Source organism: Bacillus sp. SCT118, from assembly GCF_058566435.1.
In genome coordinates this window covers 1138245-1156406 of sequence record NZ_CP191225.1, presented here as the reverse complement: position 1 = coordinate 1156406, position 18162 = coordinate 1138245, and the positions used below count along the sequence as shown (strand labels likewise).

Annotated in this window: 16 protein-coding genes and 1 other annotated feature; of the genes, 6 read left to right on the top strand and 10 right to left on the bottom strand. The window is 43.6% G+C overall.

Features of this window, described 5'->3' with window-relative positions; translation table 11 throughout:
* Positions 1–31 precede the first annotated feature (31 nt).
* Genes ACQVGT_RS05855 through melA form a run of 4 tightly spaced genes read left to right on the top strand, consistent with a single transcriptional unit; the run spans position 32 to position 4361 of the window.
* Positions 32–1312, top strand: coding sequence for an ABC transporter substrate-binding protein (locus ACQVGT_RS05855; protein WP_015483584.1), 1281 nt, complete (start codon positions 32–34; stop codon positions 1310–1312).
* Complete coding sequence (locus ACQVGT_RS05850; protein WP_015251409.1) at positions 1305–2216, top strand: carbohydrate ABC transporter permease; 912 nt, start codon at positions 1305–1307, stop codon at positions 2214–2216. Before ACQVGT_RS05855 ends, ACQVGT_RS05850 begins: the two co-directional genes overlap by 8 nt.
* Complete coding sequence (locus tag ACQVGT_RS05845) at positions 2213–3043, top strand: carbohydrate ABC transporter permease (RefSeq protein WP_015384420.1); 831 nt, start codon at positions 2213–2215, stop codon at positions 3041–3043. Before ACQVGT_RS05850 ends, ACQVGT_RS05845 begins: the two co-directional genes overlap by 4 nt.
* A gap of 19 nt (positions 3044–3062) precedes the next feature.
* Positions 3063–4361 carry an alpha-galactosidase MelA gene (gene melA, locus ACQVGT_RS05840; protein WP_015384421.1) on the top strand — a complete coding sequence of 433 codons (1299 nt, stop codon included), beginning with the start codon at positions 3063–3065 and terminating at the stop codon, positions 4359–4361.
* Positions 4362–4382: 21 nt separating this feature from the next.
* Here melA and ACQVGT_RS05835 read toward each other — a convergent pair whose 3' ends face one another.
* The 3 genes from ACQVGT_RS05835 to ACQVGT_RS05825 all read right to left on the bottom strand — a co-directional run bounded on the left by ACQVGT_RS05835 (position 4383) and on the right by ACQVGT_RS05825 (position 7984).
* Positions 4383–4694 carry a rhodanese-like domain-containing protein gene (locus ACQVGT_RS05835; RefSeq protein WP_004398993.1) on the bottom strand — a complete coding sequence of 104 codons (312 nt, stop codon included), beginning with the start codon at positions 4692–4694 and terminating at the stop codon, positions 4383–4385.
* 115 nt (positions 4695–4809) lie between these two features.
* Entirely contained in the window at positions 4810–7224 is a 2415-nt protein-coding gene (gene leuS, locus ACQVGT_RS05830) for a leucine--tRNA ligase (protein ID WP_015384422.1), read from the bottom strand.
* Between the two features lie 107 nt (positions 7225–7331).
* Positions 7332–7546, bottom strand: a binding site (T-box leader).
* 102 nt (positions 7547–7648) lie between these two features.
* Positions 7649–7984, bottom strand: a complete 336-nt coding sequence (locus ACQVGT_RS05825; RefSeq protein WP_003246114.1) for a DUF4257 domain-containing protein — start codon at positions 7982–7984, stop codon at positions 7649–7651.
* Positions 7985–8388: 404 nt separating this feature from the next.
* Between ACQVGT_RS05825 and ytvA the strand changes: the two genes are divergently transcribed.
* A complete protein-coding gene (gene ytvA / locus ACQVGT_RS05820) occupies positions 8389–9174 on the top strand; it encodes a YtvA family blue-light photoreceptor (protein ID WP_015384423.1) in 786 nt (261 codons plus the stop codon).
* A gap of 236 nt (positions 9175–9410) precedes the next feature.
* Here ytvA and ACQVGT_RS05815 read toward each other — a convergent pair whose 3' ends face one another.
* A complete protein-coding gene (locus ACQVGT_RS05815; RefSeq protein WP_015384424.1) occupies positions 9411–10604 on the bottom strand; it encodes an MDR family MFS transporter in 1194 nt (397 codons plus the stop codon).
* Positions 10605–10792: 188 nt separating this feature from the next.
* On the opposite strand from ACQVGT_RS05815, the gene ACQVGT_RS05810 reads away from it, so the two are divergent.
* Complete coding sequence (locus ACQVGT_RS05810; RefSeq protein WP_015483586.1) at positions 10793–11539, top strand: LMBR1 domain-containing protein; 747 nt, start codon at positions 10793–10795, stop codon at positions 11537–11539.
* 36 nt (positions 11540–11575) lie between these two features.
* Here ACQVGT_RS05810 and bceB read toward each other — a convergent pair whose 3' ends face one another.
* The 6 genes from bceB to ytrE form a co-directional block, all read right to left on the bottom strand.
* Positions 11576–13516: a bacitracin ABC transporter permease BceB gene (gene bceB, locus ACQVGT_RS05805; protein WP_015384426.1), complete on the bottom strand. Its 1941-nt coding sequence runs from the start codon at positions 13514–13516 to the stop codon at positions 11576–11578.
* Positions 13506–14267, bottom strand: a complete 762-nt coding sequence (gene bceA, locus ACQVGT_RS05800) for a bacitracin ABC transporter ATP-binding protein BceA (RefSeq protein WP_003229137.1) — start codon at positions 14265–14267, stop codon at positions 13506–13508. The genes bceB and bceA overlap by 11 nt, the downstream gene beginning before the upstream one ends.
* A 101-nt stretch (positions 14268–14368) precedes the next feature.
* Positions 14369–15373 (bottom strand): two-component sensor histidine kinase BceS, encoded by a 1005-nt coding sequence (gene bceS, locus ACQVGT_RS05795; RefSeq protein ID WP_015384427.1) that lies wholly within the window; start codon positions 15371–15373, stop codon positions 14369–14371.
* Positions 15366–16061: a two-component response regulator BceR gene (bceR, locus tag ACQVGT_RS05790; RefSeq protein ID WP_015483587.1), complete on the bottom strand. Its 696-nt coding sequence runs from the start codon at positions 16059–16061 to the stop codon at positions 15366–15368. Before bceR ends, bceS begins: the two co-directional genes overlap by 8 nt.
* 96 nt (positions 16062–16157) lie before the next feature.
* Positions 16158–17468: an ABC transporter permease YtrF gene (ytrF, locus tag ACQVGT_RS05785; RefSeq protein WP_015251399.1), complete on the bottom strand. Its 1311-nt coding sequence runs from the start codon at positions 17466–17468 to the stop codon at positions 16158–16160.
* Positions 17458–18153, bottom strand: a complete 696-nt coding sequence (ytrE, locus tag ACQVGT_RS05780; RefSeq protein WP_003229129.1) for an ABC transporter ATP-binding protein YtrE — start codon at positions 18151–18153, stop codon at positions 17458–17460. Before ytrE ends, ytrF begins: the two co-directional genes overlap by 11 nt.
* Positions 18154–18162: the final 9 nt, after the last annotated feature.

Genomic DNA, 18162 nt, shown 5'->3' with positions numbered 1-18162 from the left:
AAAGATTCATCACGATGATAAGGAGGAAAAGATGAAACACACTTTTGTTTTATTTCTCTCTCTTATTCTGCTTGTTCTGCCCGGGTGTTCAGCAGAGAAAAGCTCAGCAGATACCGCAAAAAAGACGTTAACCATTTATTCTACAATGTCAACCGACAGTGAAAGAGATACGTTCAGAAAACTAGCGGCAGCATTCGAAAAGGAACACAGTGACATTCATGTCAGCCTTCATTTCCCAGGCAATGACTATGAAAATATGATGCGTGTCAGAATGGCGGCCAATGATTTGCCAGATCTATTCGATACACATGGCTGGGGGAAAATCAGGTACGGTGAATATACAGCGGATCTCCGGGATATGGAATGGACTCAAGATCTTGATCCCAATTTAAACAGCATCCTCAAAAATAAAAGCGGAAAGGTGTATGCCTATCCGATCAATCAGGCAAAAGACGGTCTGGCGTATAACCGCAATATTTTAGACCGTTACGGCATTGCTCCGCCGGAAACCATGGATGACTTTATCAAAGCACTGAGAACGATTAAAGAAAAGAGCAAGGGAAGCATTGTTCCCTTCTGGTTTGCCGGCTATGACAAAAGCTCATTCGCTCAATATTACGACCAATTCGCTACACCTCTTCTCATCACAGACCCTGCCCATAATGAAAAAAAACAGCTCATCAACGGTTCTTTTAAATGGAATAAATTCACTTACTTATCAAAAATCCTCAAACAAATGCAGAAAGAAAAATTGATTAACATCGACGCCGTCACGGCAAAAAAATCACAGCTCATTGAATTAATGGCCCAAAACAAAATCGCCTTTACAATGCAAGGCGGCACACTCGGCCAAGACGTTGCCCAGATCAATCCGAACGTCAAGGTCGGCATTATCCCGACACCCGCCATACATCCCGGTGATAACCCGATATGGATCGGCGGTGAACGCTACACCCTTGCAGCATGGAAAGATTCGCCTCAATTAAAAGAGGCAAAAGAATTTATCGCATTTATGGCCCGCCCGGCCAATGCCAAACAAATGGCTGAAGCCACATCGCTTCCTTCAGGGCTGACCAATGTGAAAGCTGATATTTTCTACGCAAACGATTATGAGCATTATCAAGATGTCAAAGTCGAGCCTTACTTCGACCGTTTATACTTGCCAAACGGAATGTGGGATGTCCTGGGCACGGTCGGACAGGAGCTGGCGGCTGACATTTTGGCGCCTCAAGACATTTCGCAGAAGCTGGGAAGAGAATATAAACGACTCAGGGAGCAATCGGAAACACAGGGAGCTGAAAACAATGAGTGAGATCGCAAGGGACGTTCATGTGAAACAGGTTAAGCCAAAAAAACAGTCCTCACTTTGGTGGATGTACATTCCTGCTTTGCTCTCCGTTCTGGTCTTTATGATTTATCCGTTTGTGAAAGGCACATTGATTACCTTTACAAACTGGAACGGCTTTTCACAAGTTTACCAATGGGTTGGATTCGCGCAATATGAAAGGCTGTTTTCTGATCCTGATACTTGGCATATCTTAAAAAACACTCTGCTTTACGGGCTTGGCAGCACCTTTTTTCAAAATGTGGTCGGGCTTCTGTACGCTCTGCTCTTAAATCAAAGCATTAAAACGAAAGCGGTAACAAGAACAATTGTGTATTTGCCGGTGATGATCAGCCCGCTCATTATGGGCTACATTTGGTACTTTTTCTTCTCCTATGACGGAGGCGCACTTAACGATTTGCTCGGGGTCTTCGGCATCAGCCCTATTAATGCGCTCGCCAGTCCCTCGCTCAATCCATGGATCATTGTCATGATTAACACCTATCAATATGTCGGAATCGCTATGGTTGTCTACTTAGCCGGTCTGCAAAGCATTCCGAAAGACTACTATGAAGCGGCGCAAATGGATGGCGCGAAACAAGGCCAGCAGTTTTTTACCATCACGCTGCCGCTGTTAATGCCCTCCATTACCATTAATATGGTCATCAACATTATCGGAGGCTTAAAGCTGTTTGACGTCATTATTGCACTCACCGCTGGCGGCCCCGGAAATGCGTCACAATCCATGTCCACATTTATGTATGATTTGTATTTCAAACGGCAGGATGCCGGCTATGCCGCAACGCAAGGCATATTTATGGCATTTGTCATTTTGATCATCAGCTTTTGCGCGCTTGCGTACTTTAAAAGAAAGGAGACGGAAATGTCATGAGAGCCGCCCGTACAAAAAGCATGCGGATCATTACGCTTCTTGCAGCCATTGTGGCCTGTGCGCATTTTATTCCTTTTTATATCCTGCTGACCACTTCATTGAAAGCAAAAGGAGACTACAGTTCGAAATGGATATTTCCAGCCGACATCTCCTTTCATAATTTTTCAGAGGCGTGGGAGCGCGCTTCGCTAGGAAACTCTTTTATAAACACCATGATCATCACAGGTTCTTCTGCCTTGTTATTAATTATATTCGGCTCACTTGCCGCCTACCCGCTTGCCCGGCGGGAAACGAAACTGAATAAAGCCGTTTTTGCCTTGCTGATTTCCATTATGATCATCCCTCCGTTAACGTCCATGGTTCCTTTGTATCGAATGGTTGTGGACGCCGGAATGGTCAATACACACGCAATCGCCATTTTCATTAATACAGCGGCTTACATGCCGTTAACCGTATTCTTGTATTCAGGCTTTATCCGATCGACCATTCCAAAAGAGCTTGAAGAAGCCGCAAGAATTGACGGCGCAGGCATGCTGAAAATCTTTTTTATGATTGTGTTTCCTCTGCTGAAGCCGATCACTGCGACCATCTGTATTATTTCTTGTGTCTTTATTTGGAACGACTATCAATTTGCCATTTTCTTTTTACAAGATCAAAAGGTTCAGACATTAACAGTAGCCATGGCAGGTTTTTTCGGAGAAAACGCAAACAACCTTCATTTAGTTGCCGCAGCGGCACTGATGGCAATGCTGCCGATGGTTGTTCTGTTTTTGGCGCTGCAAAAATACTTTATTGCCGGCCTGTCTTCCGGAGCGGTAAAGGGTTAACTTTAAAGGGGGAAGCAATATGAAGAAGATTACATTTATCGGTGCAGGGAGCACGATTTTCGCCAAAAATGTTTTGGGAGACTGCCTGTTAACAGAGGCACTGAATGGATTTGAGTTCGCTCTTTACGACATTGATCCCAAACGCCTGCAAGAATCCCAGCTCATGCTCGAAAATCTAAGAGACCGTTATAACCCAAGTGTGGCCATCAATAGCTATGATGACAGAAAACTCGCCTTGCAAAACGCAGGCTATGTCATCAATGCGATTCAGGTTGGAGGATACAAACCGAGCACAGTCATCGATTTCGAGATTCCTAAACGGTATGGGCTGCGCCAGACGATCGCCGATACAGTCGGCATTGGCGGGATATTCAGATCTCTCAGAACAATCCCGGTCTTATTTGATATCGCAAAAGATATGGAGGAAATGTGCCCTGACGCATGGTTCTTAAACTATACAAATCCAATGGCCACTCTTACAGGCGCCATGCTCCGCTATACCAATATCAAAACAATCGGGCTCTGCCACAGTGTTCAAGTGTGCACGAAGGATTTATTTAAAGCTCTCGGAATGGAGCATGACGGAATTGAGGAACGCATCGCAGGCATCAATCATATGGCTTGGCTTTTGGAAGTCAAAAAAGACGGCACAGATTTATATCCAGAAATCAAAAGGAGAGCGAAAGAAAAACAAAAAACAAAGCATCATGATATGGTGCGGTTTGAATTAATGGATAAGTTCGGCTATTATGTCACGGAATCGTCCGAACATAACGCAGAGTATCACCCATACTTTATTAAACGGAATTACCCTGAACTGATCAGCGAGCTGCAAATCCCGCTCGACGAATATCCGAGAAGGTGCGTCAAGCAAATTGAAAATTGGGAGAAAATGCGGGATGATATCGTCAATAATAAAAACCTTACGCACGAACGCTCAAAGGAATATGGTTCAAGAATTATAGAGGCAATGGAAACAAACGAACCATTCACCTTCGGAGGAAACGTCTTGAATACAGGGCTGATCACCAACCTTCCTTCAAAAGCGGTTGTGGAAGTGACATGCGTCGCCGACAGAAAAAAAATTACACCGTGCTTCGCCGGAGAACTGCCTGAGCAGCTTGCAGCCTTAAACCGGACGAATATTAATACACAGCTGATGACAATCGAAGCGGCTGTCACACAAAAAAAAGAAGCGGTTTACCAAGCTGCAATGCTTGATCCGCATACAAGCGCGGAGCTTTCCATGAAAGACATCATCTCCATGTGTGACGATTTATTTGCAGCACACGGCGATTGGCTTCCGGAATACAAATAAAAACTAGGGGACTGCTCTCCCCTAGTTTTTTGGTTTTGTTTCGCCTTCCCAGGCCATCATGCCGCCTTCAACATTGACTGTTTTAAAGCCTTGCTCATCCAGGTACTTGCAGACGTTCATGCTGCGCATTCCTGAGCGGCAGATAAATACGTACTCTTTGTCTTTATCAAGGGTTTCCATTTTTTCAGGAATATCCCCCATGCGAATATGAACGGCTTGCGGGATCATGCCTTCCGCTACCTCTTCATCTTCTCTGACATCAATTAAATATAATTCTTCGTCCGCCTCAATTTTTTCTTTCAAAGCGGCTGTGCTGATTTCTTTTATTTCCAAAGAAAACACTCCTATTCACAGTGATCATGTTCAGTATATCAAAGTCAGCTGAACGATTGCTATTCTGAGACTGATGAAAAAAATCCCCTTTTGGCAAAGGGGATTTTTTCTAGGCTTAGTTTGCCACAATATTGACAAGCTTCCCAGGCACCGCGATGATTTTCCGAATCGTTTTGCCTTCAAGCTGCTCTTTGACCTTTTCATCTGCTTGAGCAAGCTGTTCCAGCTGTTCTTTCGTTGCATCGGCAGGAACCTGTAATTTCGCTTTTACTTTTCCGTTCAGCTGAACAACGATTTCAACTTCATCATCCACAAGTTTTGTTTCATCATATACAGGCCAAGCTTCGTAGGCAATTGTGCCGGAATGGCCAAGCTTCTCCCAAAGCTCTTCCGCTAAGTGTGGCGCGATAGGAGAAAGAAGCTTCACGAAGCCTTCCATATATTCTTTCGGCAGTTCTGATGCTTTATAAGCTTCATTAATAAAGACCATCAGCTGGGAAATACCCGTGTTGAAACGAAGGCCTTCATAATGGTCTGTGACTTTCATAACCGTTTCATGATAGACGCGCTCCAATGTTTCACCCGCGCCTTCAACGATTTTGCCATTAAGCTCACCGCTGTCTTCAATAAATAGGCGCCATACACGGTCAAGGAAACGGCGCGCACCGTCTAATCCTGATTCAGACCAGGCGATTGAAGCATCAAGAGGTCCCATGAACATTTCGTACAATCTCAGCGTATCAGCACCGTGAGAGGACACGATTTCGTCAGGGTTGACAACGTTCCCTTTAGATTTACTCATTTTTTCGTTATTTTCGCCGAGAATCATTCCTTGGTTGTACAGCTTTTGGAACGGTTCTTTCGTCGGCACTACGCCGATATCATAAAGGAACTTATGCCAGAAGCGGGCATACAGAAGGTGAAGCACGGCATGCTCTGCACCGCCGATATACATATCGACCGGAAGCCATTTTTCCAATTTTTCTGGTGATGCCAGCTGATCCGGATTGTGCGGATCAATATAGCGCAAGAAATACCAGCAGCTTCCCGCCCATTGCGGCATTGTATTCGTTTCTCTTCTTCCTTTTTTCCCTGTCTCAGGGTCTGTGACTTCCACCCACTCTTTAATGTTCGCAAGCGGTGATTCGCCCGTTCCGCTCGGTTTGATTTCATCCGTTTTCGGCAAAATCAGCGGCAGCTCCTCTTCAGGGACAGCTGTTGACGTTCCGTCTTCCCAATGAATGACCGGAATCGGCTCGCCCCAATAACGCTGGCGGCTGAAGAGCCAGTCACGAAGACGGTACGTCACTTTCTTCTCACCGTTTTTCGTTTCTTCCAGCCAAGCGATCACTTTCTCAATCGCTTCCTGTTTGTGAAGGCCGTTCAGGAAATCAGAGTTCACGTGCTCGCCGTCGCCAATATAAGCTGCTTCCTCAACATTCCCGCCTTTTACGACTTCCTTCACCGGAAGGCCGAATGTTTTGGCGAATTCAAAATCACGCTCATCGTGGCCAGGAACTGCCATGACAGCACCTGTTCCGTATGATGCAAGAACATAATCCGCAATCCAAATCGGCAGTTTTTCTCCGTTTACAGGATTGATCGCATACGCTCCTGTGAATACGCCTGTCTTTGTTTTCGCAAGATCTGTGCGTTCTAGGTCACTCTTTGATTGAATTTCTTTGATATAAGCTTCAACAGCTTCTTTTTGCTCTGCCGTTGTGATGTTTTCCACCAATGCGTGTTCCGGGGCAAGGACAGTATATGTAGCGCCAAACAGCGTATCTGGTCTTGTTGTAAACACCGTAAAGGAATCATCATGTCCATCTATAGCAAAATGAACGTGAGCGCCTTCCGAACGGCCGATCCAGTTGCGCTGCATATCTTTAATGCTTTCCGGCCAATCAAGCTCTTCCAAGTCCTCAAGGAGCCTGTCCGCATAAGCGGTGATTTTCAGCATCCACTGCTTCATTGGGCGTCTCTCTACCGGATGGCCGCCGCGTTCGCTCTTGCCGTCAATGACTTCTTCGTTGGCAAGAACCGTACCGAGCGCAGGGCACCAGTTTACAGGCACTTCGTCAACGTAAGCAAGGCCTTTTTCGTATAGCTTTAAGAAAATCCATTGCGTCCATTTATAGTATTCAGGGTCAGTCGTATTGATTTCGCGATCCCAGTCATATGAGAAGCCAAGCGCTTGAATTTGGCGGCGGAAGTTATCAATATTCTGCTTCGTAAACACAGCGGGGTCGTTCCCTGTGTCAAGCGCGTATTGTTCAGCTGGCAGGCCGAATGCGTCCCAGCCCATTGGATGAAGGACATCATAGCCCTGCATGCGCTTCATGCGGGACAGAATATCCGTAGCTGTGTATCCTTCAGGATGGCCGACGTGCAACCCAGCTCCAGACGGATAAGGAAACATGTCCAGCGCGTAAAATTTTTGTTTTTCATTATTATCAAGAGTGGCAAATGTCTTGTTTTCAAGCCAATATGTTTGCCATTTCTTTTCTATCTCTTTGTGCTGAAAACTCAAAGTAAAAACCTCCTTCTGATTGAATACGGCGTGTATGGTTCAAGTATTGACGGGAAGGAGAGGATTATTCAGAATATTCCCAAACTAAAAAAAACTCCCTCATCCCTAAAAGGGACGAGAGACTTTCGTTTTCCCGCGGTACCACCCTCGTTAGCGCGGCATACGCCGCACTCACTTGATACTTTTAACGCAGTTATGCGTCAGCGGCTTTTCACCGCTGCAACTCTGAGGTGAGTTCGGAAACAAACTTGATTGACTTTCACCAGCCGTCAACTCTCTGCAACAATATCTGTTTCTTACTGCTCCTCTTCATTGTTCTTATCGCAACCGTAATCTAACTGTATTTTATAGAATTCTGTTCATAAGTGCAAGCAGGTTTGTATACAATGGGAATGTACCCTGAACGGGCGAAGATTGAGGACAATTATTCGGGTGGAGTTTTAGTTTGACGTTTGGACTCGGCCGGTTCGCCGCCGCTGTTCAGTTCTCTCACAAAGTCAAAACTTCTGAGAACAGCTTCACCGCCGTAGCCTGAGATAATGGATAAGATGACAAGTTGAATTCCTGAATCGGGGTCAGCGGATAATACAAGTAAAATGGAAGCTGTCATTCCGATAAACCAATCTTCCAAAAATCCAAGGTAGATAAACCGCTTCGTCATTCTGGGCTTCTCCAGTCTGCCTCTCTTTTTCACATGACCGAGAATCCCCATGATTCCTCCAATTACACAAGCAATAAGTACCTGATGCAGCATCTTCATCATCACCTTCCTAAAGCCCTTATTTCGTAAAGCGACTTCAGGCCATCCAGCCCCCTTAAACGATTCCGATGATTTTCGATATCTACATACCGGCAAATCTGTAAAAAGCTTGTTTCTTCCATTATATGTGAACACATGATCGGTAAGCTTGATGCATTGGATTCATTTTTCACCCAGTGACATTTACCTAGTCACCTATTTAGCATGTAGAAAACCTTTCCGTTCATATGTTCAAATTCTGTTCTTATTTTTAGTGTATACGAGGACAAGCCCTAATGACAAACAACAAACTGCACTTGCTTGAATCAGAACATGTGTTGTGCTACGGTTACTGTAGAATTCATTTTTAAAAAGGGGAATATCAGGCTTTCGCATAGCAAGCTGACGGCCTAAGGGGGATTTATATGGCTAGTTTTCAATCATTTGGGATACCAGGACAGCTGGAAGTCATCAAAAAAGCGCTTGATCACGTGCGAGTCGGTGTGGTAATTACAGATCCCGCACTTGAAGATAATCCTATTGTCTACGTAAATCAAGGCTTTGTTCAAATGACCGGCTACGAGACCGAGGAAATTTTAGGAAAGAACTGCCGCTTCTTACAGGGGAAACACACAGATCCTGCAGAAGCGGAGAACATCAGAACCGCTTTACAAAATAAAGAACCGGTCACCGTTCAGATTCAAAACTACAAAAAAGACGGAACGATGTTCTGGAATGAATTAAATATTGATCCAATGGTTATAGAGGATAAAACGTATTTTGTCGGAATTCAGAAAGACATCACCAAGCAAAAAGAGTATGAAAAGCTTCTCGAGGATTCCCTCACGGAAATTACTGCACTTTCAACTCCTATTGTCCCGATTCGCAATGGCATTTCAGCTCTTCCGCTAGTCGGAAACCTGACAGAGGAGCGATTTAATTCCATTGTTTGCACATTGACGAATATCTTATCAACATCCAAAGATGATTATTTGATCATTGATTTATCCGGATTGGCCCAAGTGAACGAACAAACGGCCGACCAAATTTTCAAGCTGAGCCATTTGCTGAAATTGACCGGAACTGAGTTAATCATTACCGGCATTAAGCCTGAATTGGCTATGAAAATGAATCAACTGGATGCCAATTTTTCGTCGCTGAAAACATATTCAAATGTAAAGGATGCCGTTAAAGTGCTTCCGATTATGTAAAAAGATCCCGCTCATCCGGCGGGATCTTTCAGATTGTTGACAAAATCCTAAAATGGTTTTCATTTTAGGATTTTGTCATCTTTTCAGCGTGATTGAAAACCCTTGAAGTCTAGGAAGGACGAGCATAGGAGCGGAGCGAATGTTCTAATTCGTGAGCACCGAAGCGCAGGCCTGACAACGAATGCGAGGGTTTGTCGACACGCTGAAAGATCCCGCTCATTCGGCGGGATCTTTTATTATGAAGAAATTGATGCCTGCTTATTTGTTTCTTTAGCTGATTTTAGCCGTTTGTCATATAGAAGCGTTGTGGCAATACTGATCAGCAGCAATACCAACAGAGATAAAACAAGGGCCTTAATGCCGTAATGATCGACAAGCACTCCTCCGAACAGGGGACCAATCATTCTGCCTCCTGTCGCCGCACTGTTGACAAAGCCTTGATAAAAGCCTTCTTTCCCTTTAGGGGCAAGCTGATTGGCAATTGTCGGCACAGCAGGCCAAACAAGCATTTCTCCGATCGTCAGGATCACCATCGCAGCGAGAAACATCGGAAATTGCTTTGCAGTCAGCAGCATGCTGAAAGACACAATAAAAATGATAAAGCCGATGACCATTTGCGCTTTTAGCGACTCGGCCCATTTTTTCACCACAAAACTGACGAGCGGCTGGCCGAGCACAATGAGAATTCCGTTAACCGTCCATAGCACGCTGTATAAGGAAAGAGATATTCCAATGCTTTGTGTGTACGAAGCAATTGTGGTTGACCATTGAGAATAAGCCAGCCATCCGAGTACATAGCCTCCGCTTAAAATGATCAGTGCGGCAAATTTTGCTTTGCTGTTCACAGCATCGTAATCAAGCACAGACGTTTGGGATGCATCTCCCGTCTGAATATTTCGAAATCCGAAATATACAATAAAGAAAAAGACCAGATACAGCGCGGCATTCGCCAAAAATACATATGAAAACGAGAAAGATGCCACGACACCGCCAAGCGCTGAACCGACGGCCACACCCGCGTTTTGCGCGACATATATCGCATTAAATGCCTTCCTTCCCCCTTCAGGCCATACCAATCCCGCCATTGCGTAGCTGGCCGGAAAAACAACACCGGAGCCAAAGCCCACAATCGTCAGCAGCACAATATAGGCTGGCCAATCATGAAAAAAGACAAGACCCATCAGGCTTGCTAACGTAATGGCTATCCCAAGCATAATCGATTTAAAACCGCCGATTTTATCAAACAAAAAACCTCCGCATAAATTACCAGCCACACTGGCGCCGGAATTCAGCATCAGGACAAGTCCGGCTACTGTTAACGACTTTCCTAAATGATTATGGATATAAATCGTATTCAGCGGCCATAAAAAAGAAGCACCCGTCACATTGATAAACATTCCAATGACTAAAATTTTAAGAGCACGCGGCATACTCATCCCCCTTTCTTACCTAAAAAATCTCATGAAAAAAACGAAACCTAAAACGGCTCCGTACGAATCCAGTTATCATAGCACATTCATTCTATCTGTCTCTCTCACATTTTTCAACTGATGAGCGTGAAAAAATCTAACAAATATTGTTTGAAAAATGTAAAATAAATAGAAAAAGGGGTCATATTATGGAAATGGTATTAGCATTCTTAGGTTTTCTGGCATGTCTCATTTCACTGGGCTATGGATTATATCACCTTGTCAGATATGTACTGAAAAAGGAAAAACGTTTCTCCAAGAGACTTTTTTGGCCGCTTTTCATTGGAGGCCTTGTGCTGCTCTTTACCGGGGCAGCATTGGAAGAACCTGACACTGCCGCAGCAAATGCCGAGAAAAAATATTCAGCGCTAAACGCCGAATATAAAAACCTCACAAAAGAGCACGAAGAACTTGAGAAAGAATATAAATCTGTCAGCTCTGAAGCAAAGAAATTAAAAGACAACAAAGAAGATCACGACAAGCTTGAGAAGCTTAAAAACGAAAATAGCGATCTAAAAAAGACTCAGAAATCATTAAAAGCTGAAATTAAAGAGCTTCAAGAAAATCAAAAGCAGCTCAAAGAAGATGCAAAAACGGCAAAGGCTGAAAACGAAACACTCCGACAAGATAAAACAAAGCTTGAAAATCAATTAAAAGAGACAGAAAGCCAAACCGCCAGTTCTCATGAAGACACTGGAAGTTCTTCAAACAATACGAGTAAAAGTGATGAAACCAAAACAGCTGACAAAGCAGAAGGCTGTAATATCAAAGGAAGCAAAAACGGCATCTACCACACGCCAGGCAGTACATACTATGACAGGACAACCGATCCGGCTGAAATGTTTTGCTCAGTTGAAGAAGCTGAAGCCGCCGGTTATCGGGCGCCTAAACGATAAACAAAAAGCTCCAGAATGTCTGGAGCTTTTTCTGTTTCACAACGACGATTTAATGACCTTCTTATAATAAAGAACTGACAGAAAACCAAAAATGGAGTAGAGCGCAGTATATAACACCATCACCATAATCATAGGCGCCCATACCTCTGATCCGAATAAGAACCAGCCGGATTGGACGGCAAAGTAACTGTGGAAGAGGCCGACAACAAGCGGAATGCCGAAGTTGTACATTTGTTTGATGCGTATCCCCTTTATCAGGTCGCCCTGCGTAAAGCCGAGTTTTCTTAAAATCGTATAGCTCGGTTTTTCATCTTCACTTTCACCCATTTGTTTAAAATAAAGGATACAACCTGATGTAATCAGGAACGTTAACCCTAAGAAGCCGACGATGAACATCACCATACCAAACAGTGATTTTTGCGCAGCGCTTGTATCCAGTCTTGATAAATGCTCGTTTTTCTTGTTCACCTGTTGAAAAAGCTCATTTGCTTTTTCCATTTGATCGTCATGTTTCACATTGACGCCGATAAATGTAGATTGCGCCAGCTGAATGCGGGGGTCCTTATCCTTGTTCAGCTGTTTAAACAGGCTGTCATCCACAATGACAGCGGGCATGCCCCCGCTTGTAAACGTGTAGGATACAAGAAACTCTTCTCTTAATCCTTTATATTTTAATGGCTGCGTCTCATGTTTGCTTTTTACTTTAATAACACCAGAGTCCTTGAAAACCATTATTTTTTGCAGCAAGTCGGTGTATCCTGAGAAAACGGCTTCTCCAGCCGCCACATCGACTCCTTTTACATCTTTGTCGCTAACAACAGCAAGCTGCATATTGCTGGGGTCGCCCTGCATCTCTTTCGGAGTTCCATCCATAATATTTGCAATGTCAACATTTGCTTGCAGGACAGGTGTTGCCTTTTTTACAAACGAGATGTTGCTTTCCCTCAATCTGTTTTCAAATAACTTGGCATCTTTCTCATTCATGAATGAAAAATCAGCCGCTACATTTTGTTCAGCGGTCTTTTCCGATGAGTAATACGAGATGTAAGCAAGAGATAACAGCCCGATGGCGAGCGCTGAAACGGTTGTAATAATCGTCAGCAGCAGCGCATTCGATTTCATTCTGAACATGATCGATGACAGTGACAGAACCTCAGAAATATTTAAGTAGCCGCCCTTGCTTTTTCGAATGATATTCGAGATAAACGTAACTGATCCTTTATAAAACAAAAACGTCCCGATAATGACGCTCCCCAGAATGAAGCTCATCGCAACAAACAGTTCATTAATGGTCTTAAATTTTCCGCCAAACAGCTCAGAAGACACATAGTATCCTGTCAAAATCAACACGATGCCTAAAGCGCCGATCAGCATTTGGAAAAATGATATTTTCTTCACTTTGTCTTCAGTGGAGGACGTTACTTTAAACAAAGATAAAATACTCTGTTTTTTGATAAACGTATAATTCATGATCATGATCAAAAGGTAAATGCCGCAGAACACAATGACCGTTTGGACCAAGGCCTGCTCAGAAAAATGCAGTTTCGCATCCGCTTTGACATCGACAATTTTGAACAGAATCATCAAGACCAGCTTCGATATCGAAAACCCGGCCGCTACCCCGATCGCTAATGAACCGAAATACAGCATGACATTTTCTGCACTTAAGATGCGAAAAATTTTATGCTTCGTCATTCCAATTAATTGAAACAGCCCGATTTCTTTACTCCGTCTCTTAATAAAAATCGTATTGGCATATAAAATGAAGATCGCCACAACAGCCACAAGCAAAATCGAAGCGGTTTTAATAGCCGCTGCTCCCTTGATCGAAGCCTTCACTTCGTTAATTGCTGGATCATACTGCAGCGTGACAAAGGCGAAATAAAGCGCCACGCTAAAGATGAGCGCAAACACATACAGATAGTAATTCCGAAGATTCTTTTTCAAATTTCGCAGGATGAGCTGATTAATGTTCATGCTGCACCCCGCCTAACACGCCTTGCGTTTTCATAATATCCTGGAAAAACGTCTGCCTGTCCTGGCCCCCTTTATTCAGCTGTGTATACATTTGCCCATCCTTAATAAAAATGACTCTGCCGCAGTAGCTGGCAGCGACGGGATCATGGGTAACCATAATAATCGTGGCGTTTCGTTTTTGATTGAGCTGGCTCAGCTTATTTAATAGATCAGAGGCCGATTTCGAATCAAGCGCGCCGGTCGGTTCATCAGCGAAAATAATGCTCGGGTCATGAATAAACGCTCTTCCGGCGGATGTTCTCTGCTTCTGGCCGCCGGAAATTTCATTCGGGTACTTATCCCGCAATTCATATATTCCCAGTTCCTTTGCAACTTCCTCAAACTTGCGATTGGCTTCCTTTTTTGATAGTTTCGTGATCGATAAAGGCAGAAGGATATTCTCTTTCACTGTCAATGTGTCTAACAAATTGTAATCCTGAAAGATAAAGCCTAAATGCTGTTTTCTAAATTCAGCCAGCTGCTTTTCCTTCATAGCCGTCATGTCATTTCCATTAATATGAATGGTTCCGTGACTGACCTGATCGATTGAGGAAAGAACGTTGAGCAAAGTGGTTTTTCCCGACCCGGAAGCACCCATAATACTGACGAATTCGCCCTTTTCAATGTGAATATCGATGCCCTTCAGCACTTCCTGTTTATTCAGCTTGTTTCCATAACTTTTTCGAATTTTATTCGCTTCTAAAATCACCATTTATGCAGTCTCCTTTATATTGGATAATCTCATTATAAAAAGGAATGCCGGGCTTTTCCTTCGATACGGCGAACAAAAAAGAAAAGCATGTGACATTTTCGTCACACGCTTATGACATGTTCAAATTGATTCCGTATTGGAAAGGTTAATGTAAAAACTGTCCCCGCACCAAACTCCGACTCAACATCAATAAGGATCAATAACGGCGCCGCTGCTTTTTTTGCCAAGTACAGCCCCATGCCAGTTGACGCTTGATCATGGTGATCCGTTGTGGATGTAAACCCTTTATCAAAAATACGCGGTACATCTTTTGGATCAATGCCCCTGCCACAATCTTTCACTTGGAGCTGCGTCTGTTCCCCTTTTTGAAAGCTTTTAATCTCGATTTCAGAGGCTTCGCTGTATTTCACCGCGTTTGTCAGCAGCTGCCTGATGATAAACGCCAGCCATTTTGCATCGCTTAGCACTTCTTTGGCATCGAGCTGTATGTCAAAACCGATCCCTTTTTGGATACACCACGATTGTAAATCTTTGATTTCTTTAAAGATCAAAGGCTGAAGCTGAATGAATTCTACTGACAGATCGTTTTCAATAAATGAAATGCGTTTTTGATGAAGCTGCTGATCAAGAAGCAGGTGAATACGCAGCCATTCATATGACAGCTGGGATTTCAGTGCTTTTTCTTCCATTCTATCAATGATTAAATGCATCGCTGTTAATGGGGTTTTGACCTCATGGATCCATGCCATCAGCTCATCTTTTTCATTTTCCAATGCTAAGCGATGCCGTGCTGCGGTCTGCTTCAAGTGTTCTGTTTGCCCGGCAATGCTTCTTTCAACCATTGCTTCAAACGGCGTTTCCGGTTCATTTATGGCTGTCACATCGAGATTGTTCTCCCATGTTTTCAAGCTTTTATAAAACGCTGTTTCTTTCCGATAGCGGAACCAAAGGAATATGATAAAAAACAAGATGCACAAATACACCATATAAAGTACATTCCCGAATGATATGGAAGGATCGACAAAAGCAATGAACAGCATCAAAGCCTGCTGAAACAAAAACGCGGCAATCCAGCTCCGCCTTTCGATAAGGAATGCTTTAATCATAGAACTTGTCCTCTTCCTTCGCGATGTAGCCCTGGCCCACCTTTGTCTCGATATATGCACCAAGCTGCAGGACGTCCAGTTTTTTTCGCAGGCGATTGACATTGACGGTCAGCGTATTATCACTAACAAAACGCTCATCGTTCCACAAGCTTCTGATCAGCTCTTCCCGGCTGACGATCTTGTTTTTTTGCTCTATTAATTGTTTTAGAATGAACATTTCATTTTTGGTCAGTTCAACAGATCCTTTGTCATTGCTGACGAGATTCTGCTCCGCGTCTACAGCAGCGCCGCACCACGTTTTAATCGTATTCGGCTCCGTATTATAATGGTGCACACGCCGGAACATCGCTTGGATTTTCGCGATCAGCACATCAAAATGAAATGGCTTTTGAATAAAGTCATCTGCCCCGAGCTGCATGGACATCACCATATCAGCAGGATGATCCCGGGAGGATAAAAAGAGAATCGGAACATTTGACCGGGAGCGGATCAGCCGGCACCAATGAAAGCCGTCAAATTTAGGCAGCTGTACATCAATAATGACACAATCAGGATTAACCGCCGCAAATTCCTGCAGCACCTGACTGAAATCCTGAATGCCGTATACATCATAGGACCATCCCGTTAAACGATCCTTGATTTCATGAAACAGCGATTCATCATCTTCAATCAGCAAAAGTTTAAACAATCAACTCACCGCACTTTTTCCTTTTTTATCAAGTGTATAGCAAAACGCTATCATGCGCTATAGAAAAAGCCGGCTGTCTCAGCCGGCTCGTTCGCATTATAGTTCTCTTCTCAACGCTGTCAGCACGTTGGTTTTTGTTGCTTTTCTCGCCGGGTTCATTCCGGAAATGACTGCGACCCCTCCGCAAATCACAACGGCAATGATCACAAGACTCGCCGGGATGTAGGAGAATGTGTAATTCAAGTCGCCCGCATCGCTTCCGCTTGTGGCCGCAAGAATCATCGGAACGGCCAGGTTGACAAGGTAGCTCACGCCGTAAGAAATGATAATCCCAATCACACAGCCTAAAATTCCGATATACGCGCTTTCCATCAAGAACATTCGGCGAATGATTGACGGGCTCGCCCCAATCGCTTTCATAATGCCGATCTCTTGCGTTCTCTCTGTCACCGCCATCGTCATCGTGTTAAAAATGCCGATCGCTGAAATGATAACTGCGATACATCCGACAAAGATCAGTCCGATTTTGAAGACCATGAAGAAGGTATTGGCTCCCTCAAGTTCGGTAGTCACTGATGTGACATAGTACCCGTCATCTGTTAGATCATTTGTCAGCTGTTCCACATTCTCAAACTTATCAGCAAAAACACCAATGTTCGTTTCAACATTTCCGCCTTTGAAATCTAAGAATTCCGAAAAATCTTTTTTGAATTGATCACTGATAAAAATGTTTGAGTCCTCCATCCAGTCTTGAGATGGTTTTTTTGTAATACCGACAATTTTAAAGTCATATGTTTTTGTTTTTGTAACATCCCCTGTTTTAGGATCTGTCTTCGATACACTTAGTTCTATTGTTTTGTTCAGTATATCTTTCGTATAGCCCTTTGGTTCTTTTATATCTTCTGGATTTCCTTTTGCTTCTTCGATTTTTTTGTTATATTCTTCCGATTCTTTTTTCGTTAATAATCTTTTTGCGAAGTCGTATCCTACTACGATTTCATTTTCCGACTTTGCGACTCTTCCCTTTTCCAATTCCATATTGGCCTTTAATTCATCATTCATATTAGTAAAAATGAGATTTGAGCTTTCATTTGTACGATTGCCTAAAGTAGCTTTGTTTGGTTCATACACTTGCGTTCTTTCTACAACTGACCTTACGTGATCATACTTCTCTAAATCAGCTTTTTTAATAGGCTTGTCTCCTTCCTTGCCCATTACACTGACTTTCGTTACAATCTGCTGGCTCATTGTCATATCTGTAATTGTCTTTTGAATCCCAAATCCAACGGACGACAGCACAACCAAAAACGCACACGCCATTGTTGTCGCAAGAATCGTCATAAAGACGCGAAGCCTGTTTTTTTTCATATTTCTTCTGATAAAATGAACCTGATCCTTAAACCTCAACGGTAATTCCTCCTTTTAGCACACCATCATGAAGCTGAAATTTTGAATGTCCGATAGAAGCGACTTCATCATCGTGAGTAATGATCACAAATGTAATACCACGCTCACGATTCAGCTGCTGGATCAATTCCAGCACTTCATGTTCCGTTTCTGAATCAAGGCTTCCCGTCGGCTCATCCGCTAAGATAATCGAAGGATTTAAAATCAATGCTCGAGCAATACTGACACGCTGCTGCTGGCCGCCTGACAGTTCATTCGGATAATGAGCAGCGTGATTTTCCAGACCGACGCGTTTCAGCATGTCCTGCACCTTTTGCTTCCGCTCAGAGGGCTTGATCCCTTTTAACGCCAGCGGCATTTCAACATTCTCATACGTTGTTAAGCCCGGAATGAGCTGAAAGCTTTGAAAAATAAACCCGAAATGGTCAAGCCGAAATTGCGCCCATTCCTTTTCATTAAACCCCGTAACATCAGTGCCATTAATGACAATCCGCCCTTTTGTCGGCGAGATGTAGCCGGATATTAAATTCAGAAGCGTTGATTTTCCTGATCCGCTTCGTCCGACAATGCAGGCGATTTCCCCTTTCGCCACGCTCAATGAAACATCCTTCAATACTGGAACTTCATTCTCACGACCCTTTTTCCCGATCGTGAAAGAATGGTCAATATGCTGAACATCAATCATATGTTCTCT

Bases quoted from the DNA above. Each gene is read 5' to 3' on its own strand.
- ACQVGT_RS05855 (WP_015483584.1), top strand. From the start codon at position 32: ATGAAACACACTTTTGTTTTATTTCTCTCTCTTATTCTGCTTGTTCTG.
- ACQVGT_RS05850 (WP_015251409.1), top strand. From the start codon at position 1,305: ATGAGTGAGATCGCAAGGGACGTTCATGTGAAACAGGTTAAGCCAAAA.
- ACQVGT_RS05845 (WP_015384420.1), top strand. From the start codon at position 2,213: ATGAGAGCCGCCCGTACAAAAAGCATGCGGATCATTACGCTTCTTGCA.
- melA (WP_015384421.1), top strand. From the start codon at position 3,063: ATGAAGAAGATTACATTTATCGGTGCAGGGAGCACGATTTTCGCCAAA.
- ACQVGT_RS05825 (WP_003246114.1), bottom strand. From the start codon at position 7,984: ATGAAGATGCTGCATCAGGTACTTATTGCTTGTGTAATTGGAGGAATC.
- ytvA (WP_015384423.1), top strand. From the start codon at position 8,389: ATGGCTAGTTTTCAATCATTTGGGATACCAGGACAGCTGGAAGTCATC.
- ACQVGT_RS05815 (WP_015384424.1), bottom strand. From the start codon at position 10,604: ATGCCGCGTGCTCTTAAAATTTTAGTCATTGGAATGTTTATCAATGTG.
- ACQVGT_RS05810 (WP_015483586.1), top strand. From the start codon at position 10,793: ATGGAAATGGTATTAGCATTCTTAGGTTTTCTGGCATGTCTCATTTCA.
- bceB (WP_015384426.1), bottom strand. From the start codon at position 13,516: ATGAACATTAATCAGCTCATCCTGCGAAATTTGAAAAAGAATCTTCGG.
- bceA (WP_003229137.1), bottom strand. From the start codon at position 14,267: ATGGTGATTTTAGAAGCGAATAAAATTCGAAAAAGTTATGGAAACAAG.
- bceS (WP_015384427.1), bottom strand. From the start codon at position 15,373: ATGATTAAAGCATTCCTTATCGAAAGGCGGAGCTGGATTGCCGCGTTT.
- ytrE (WP_003229129.1), bottom strand. From the start codon at position 18,153: ATGATTGATGTTCAGCATATTGACCATTCTTTCACGATCGGGAAAAAG.